Genomic DNA, 4,518 nt, shown 5'->3' with positions numbered 1-4,518 from the left:
GACCGCCGCCTGCCCGCTCCTCAGCGCCCGCCGGCCACGGCCGCGCCCTCGTGGGCCAGCAGCCGCCGCTTGACGCCGAGGCCCCAGCGGTAGCCGCCCAGCGAGCCGTCGCCACGCAGGACCCGGTGACAGGGGACGAACGGGGCCGCCGCGTTGCTGCTGCAGGCCAGGCCGGCGACGCGCGGGGCCCGCGGGCGGCCGGCCTCGGCGGCCAGCGCCGCGTAGGTCCGGGTCTCCCCCGCCGGCACCGCCCGCAGGAACCGCCGCAGGATCGCGACCGGCCGCTCCGGATCGGGATCCTGGGCCACCCGCACGGTGTCGAGCGCGGCCAGGTCGCCGTCCGCGTACTCCGCCACCGCCCGCAGCGCGACGCCGGTCGGGGCGCCGGAGGCGAGCGCCGCGTCGCCCTCGACGTCGACGACCGTCACGGCGCCCGCCGCCGCGCCGAGACGCTGCAGGAGCGCGTCGCGATCGTCGGTGAAGCCGCTCGCGTGGACGGCGCCGGCGGCGTCGACGAGCACCGCGACCGGCCCCAGGGCGGTCGCGATCCGGGCGTGGAAGAGCCGGCTCACGCCGCCTTCCCGCGCGATGCCCGCCGCGGCTCCGGAGCCGCCGACCAGACGTGCTGGGCCGCGTAGGCGCGCCACGGCGACCACGAGGCCGCCCGCGCGGCGAGCGCTCGCGGGTCGGCCGGCATCGCCAGCGCGGCGGCGCCCTGGACGATGCCGAGGTCGGTCAGCGGGATGCTGTCGGGATCGCCGAGGGCGCGCGCGGCCACGTAGTCGACCGTCCACGGCCCGATCCCCGGCAGCGCCAGCAGCTGCTCGCGCACGCGCTCCCGCTCGTCGCCGCCGTCGAGATCGAGGTCGCCGCCGGCGACCGCGGCGGCCAGCGCCCGCACCGCCCGCGCACGTGCCCGCGGCATCGGCAGCCGCTCGTCGGGCAGCTCGGCGATCACCGCCGGCGCGGGGAAGAGGCGGCTCGCCGCGTCGTCGCCGGCGGCGAGCTCGCCGACCGCGACGCCGTGCTCGGCCACCAGCCGGCCGACGATCGTCCGCGCCCCGGCGACCGAGACCTGCTGGCCGACGACCGTCCGCAGCGCCAGCTCGAAGCCGTCGACGGTCTGCGGCAGCCGTCTGCCCGGAGTCGCGGCGACCAGCGGCGCCAGGACCGGGTCGGCGGCCAGGTGGCCGTCGACGGCGACCGGGTCGGCGTCGAGGTCGAGCAGCCGCCGGCAGCGGGCGACGGCGGCGGCGAGGTCGCGGAGGTCGGCCAGCCGCAGCGTGCAGAGGACCGCCGCGCCGTCGTCGCGGAGGGCGCAGACGCCGGGACCGCGCGGCAGCGCCAGCGTCCGCTCGAGGACGTCGCCGTGGCGCCGCTCCAGCCCGGGGACCGCCCGCCGCTCGAAGAACCCCAGCAGCGCGTCCCAGGCGAACGGCTCGCGGCGGCCGAGTCGCACCGTCACCGTCCCCGGCAGCGCGTCGCCGGCCCCGGCGCGACGGCGCAGCTCGGTCGGCGTGCGCCCGAAGACGTCGCGGATCGTGTCGTTGAACTGCCGCAGGCTGCCGAACCCGGACGCGAAGGCGATGTCGGTGAACGGCATCGCCGTCGACTCGATCAGCAGCCCCGCGGTCCGGGCCCGCTGCGACCTGGCGAGCGCCAGCGGTCCCGCCCCGAGCTCGTCGACGAGCAGCCGGTTGAGGTGGCGCTCGGAGTAGCCGAGCCGTGCCGCGAGGCCGCCGACGCCCTCGCGGTCGACGACGCCGTCGCCGATCAGGCGCATCGCGCGGCCGGCGACGTCGGCCCGCACGTCCCACTCCGGCGATCCCGGGCTGGCCTCGGGACGGCAGCGCAGGCAGGCGCGGAATCCGGCCTGCTGAGCGGCGGCCGCGGTCGGGTAGAAGCTGACGTTGACACGACGCGGAGTGACGGCCGGGCACGAGGGCCGGCAGTAGATGCCGGTCGTCGAGACCGCGGTCACGAAGCGGCCGTCGAACCGCCGGTCGCGGCTGTGGACGGCGGCGTAGCGCTGCTCGAAGTCCTGGTCGTCGATGGTCGCCACGCCGTGCATCGAGCACCGATGGTGCCACGCCGCGCCGCCCTGGACCGGCGGGAATCGGACGTCCACGCCCGGCCGCCGCCCGGGCCACGCGCCGACGGCGGAGCTAGGGTTGGCGCGGTGAGCACCCCGCGCCCGGAGCCCGGTCGGCCCCGCACCCGCCGCACGCAGGAGGAGCGCCGCGCCACCACGCAGGCGGCGCTGCTCGACGCCACGATCGACTGCCTCGTCGACTACGGCTACACGGGGACGACGACCACCAAGATCGTCGAGCGGGCCGGCGTCTCGCGCGGGGCCCAGGTCCACCACTTCCCGACCAAGGCGTCACTGGTGGCCGAGGCGGTCCGTCACCTGGCCCGCCGGCGGACGGCCGAGGCGGTCCAGGAGCTCGCCTCGATCGGCAGCGCGCCCGACCCCTTCGACGCGATCCTCGACGTGCTCTGGGAGAGCCACCAGGGGCCGCTCTTCAAGGCGGTGCTCGAGCTGTGGGTCGCCGGCCGCACCGATCCCGGGTTGCTCGAGCACATCACCGAGGTCGAGAAGGCCGTCAACGAGTCGCTGTTCGAGGCCGTCGCCGAGCTGCTGGGCGACGACGGGGCGCCGCTGGGCGAGCTGGTCTACGACCTCAACGTCGCGATGTCGGCGATCCGCGGCCTGGCCCTGATCAACGAGGCGACGGCGATCAGCGGCGAGGCCGCCGAGCGTCGCTGGGTCCACACGCGCGAGCGGCTGCGGCGGATGGCCGGGCCGGAGCTGCAGGCCCAGATCACCCGCTTCGGCGGCTGAGCGCCCTCTCGGGGTCGCCCGCGGGCCGGTCGCTCTCGGCCACTTGCAAAACAGACCGTCCCGTCGGTATCTTTCCAGGGACCGCGACGGCGGGCCGGCGGCCCACCGGGACGGCGTCGCCGGGGAGACGACGCCGCCCCGGTGGGCCGCTCGCCGTGCGCCGCCCTTCGACGTCCCTTCACCGGCGTTGGGGAAGCCCTTCGGCGGCGTTGGGAAAGGTCTTCGGCGCCGTTGGGGGACCGGTCAGCCGCGCGCGACAGGGTGGGATCCATGCCGCGTCCCTCCCGCTCCCTGATCGTCCTCTGCAGCGCCGCCGTGGCCGGCGGCACCGGCGGCGCGGTGCTCGTCGGCGCGATCGCGCCGGGCGGCCACACGACCACCGTCACCCAGGCCGCGGCCGCGGCGGCCGACAGCCGGCCGGTGGCCGACACCAGCGGCGGCGCGCTCTCGGCTCGCCAGATCTACCAGCGCAGCAAGGACGCGATCGCCTACGTCACCGCCGCCTCCTCGCGCGGCGGCGGCTCGGCGGGCACCGCGACCGGGTCGGGCTTCGTGATCTCGGCCGACGGCTACGTCGTCACCAACGAGCACGTGATCGACGGCGCCGACGAGGTCACCGTCAAGATCGGCGATCGCAAGGAGGCCACCGCGAAGGTCGTCGGCGTCGACGCCTCGACCGACATCGCGCTGCTGAAGGTCGACACCGGCGGCGCCCAGCTGCCGACCCTCGCCCTCGGCGACTCGACCACGATCCAGGTCGGCGACCCGACCTACGCGATCGGCAATCCCTACGGGCTCGACCGGACCCTGACCACCGGCGTGATCTCGGCCCTGCACCGCAGCATCCAGTCGCCCAACGGCTACGCGATCAACGACGTGCTGCAGACCGACGCCGCGCTCAACCCCGGCAACTCGGGCGGCCCGCTGCTGGACTCGCAGGGGCGAGTCGTCGGCGTCAACTCGCAGATCGCGACCAGCTCGAGCGGCTCCGGCGGCGAAGGCGGCAACACCGGCGTCGGCTTCGCGGTCCCGTCGTCGACCGTCGCGCGGGTCGTCGAGCAGCTGCGCGCCAGCGGCAAGGCGACCCACGCCTACCTGGGGGTCAGCACCGCCGACGGCCAGGGCGGTTCCTCGACGGCCGGCGCCACGCTGGCCGCCGTCCCCTCCGGCGGGCCCGCGGCCGACGGCGGCCTGCGCCGCGGCGACGTCGTGACCGCGATCGACGACGCGAAGGTCGGCGACGCCGCGTCGCTGGGCACCGCCGTCGACGCCCACCGGCCCGGCGATCGGGTGACCGTCCACTACCGGCGCGACGGCGACGAGCGGACCGCCAAGGTCACGCTCGCCGAGCGGCCTGCCGGGACGACCCAGGGCGCGACCCAGCAGGGCAGCGGCGGTCAGCCGGGCGACGGCTCGGGCGGCTCGGGAAGCGGCCTGCCCTACGGCCTCGTTCCCTGATCTCCGGCGGCGCTCAGGCCCCGGCGCGACGTGACGCCGCGGCCAGCGCCGCGCGCGTCTCGTTCGCCAGCTCGGCGACCAGCGCGGCCGCCGGCCGCTCGCGAGCCAGGGCGTAGGCCTGCCCCGCCCACAGGTTCACGGCGTCGGCGTCGCCGCCCGCGCGTGCGGCGGCCCGCAGCGGCGCGCTGACGTGGTGGATCTCGGGGTAGGCCACC

5 protein-coding genes are annotated in these 4,518 nt (G+C 77.0%); 2 read left to right on the top strand and 3 right to left on the bottom strand.

Translation table 11 applies throughout. The features are described 5' to 3' along the window. Positions 1–20 precede the first annotated feature (20 nt). Together PAI11_RS10290 and PAI11_RS10285 are read right to left on the bottom strand one after the other, a co-directional pair. Positions 21–572 carry a methylated-DNA--[protein]-cysteine S-methyltransferase gene (locus PAI11_RS10290; protein ID WP_040599729.1) on the bottom strand — a complete coding sequence of 184 codons (552 nt, stop codon included), beginning with the start codon at positions 570–572 and terminating at the stop codon, positions 21–23. Next, the gene (locus PAI11_RS10285) at positions 569–2,071 is read right to left on the bottom strand and encodes an AlkA N-terminal domain-containing protein (protein WP_050897195.1); all 1,503 of its coding nucleotides are present in this window, start codon (positions 2,069–2,071) and stop codon (positions 569–571) included. Before PAI11_RS10285 ends, PAI11_RS10290 begins: the two co-directional genes overlap by 4 nt. Positions 2,072–2,179: 108 nt before the next feature. Between PAI11_RS10285 and PAI11_RS10280 the strand changes: the two genes are divergently transcribed. Together PAI11_RS10280 and PAI11_RS10275 are read left to right on the top strand one after the other, a co-directional pair. After that, positions 2,180–2,845: a TetR family transcriptional regulator gene (locus tag PAI11_RS10280; RefSeq protein WP_007573996.1), complete on the top strand. Its 666-nt coding sequence runs from the start codon at positions 2,180–2,182 to the stop codon at positions 2,843–2,845. Positions 2,846–3,115: 270 nt separating this feature from the next. After that, positions 3,116–4,303, top strand: a complete 1,188-nt coding sequence (locus PAI11_RS10275) for a S1C family serine protease (protein ID WP_007573994.1) — start codon at positions 3,116–3,118, stop codon at positions 4,301–4,303. Positions 4,304–4,316: 13 nt separating this feature from the next. On the opposite strand, the gene PAI11_RS10270 is transcribed toward PAI11_RS10275, so the two are convergent. Beyond that, positions 4,317–4,518, bottom strand: a 202-nt coding sequence (locus tag PAI11_RS10270; RefSeq protein ID WP_040599727.1) for a nitronate monooxygenase, incomplete at its 5' end; no start/stop codon positions are given.

The sequence above is a fragment of the Patulibacter medicamentivorans genome (genome assembly GCF_000240225.1).
GTDB classification, from domain to species: domain Bacteria; phylum Actinomycetota; class Thermoleophilia; order Solirubrobacterales; family Solirubrobacteraceae; genus Patulibacter; species Patulibacter medicamentivorans.
This window is presented reverse-complemented; position numbering and strand designations above follow the sequence as displayed.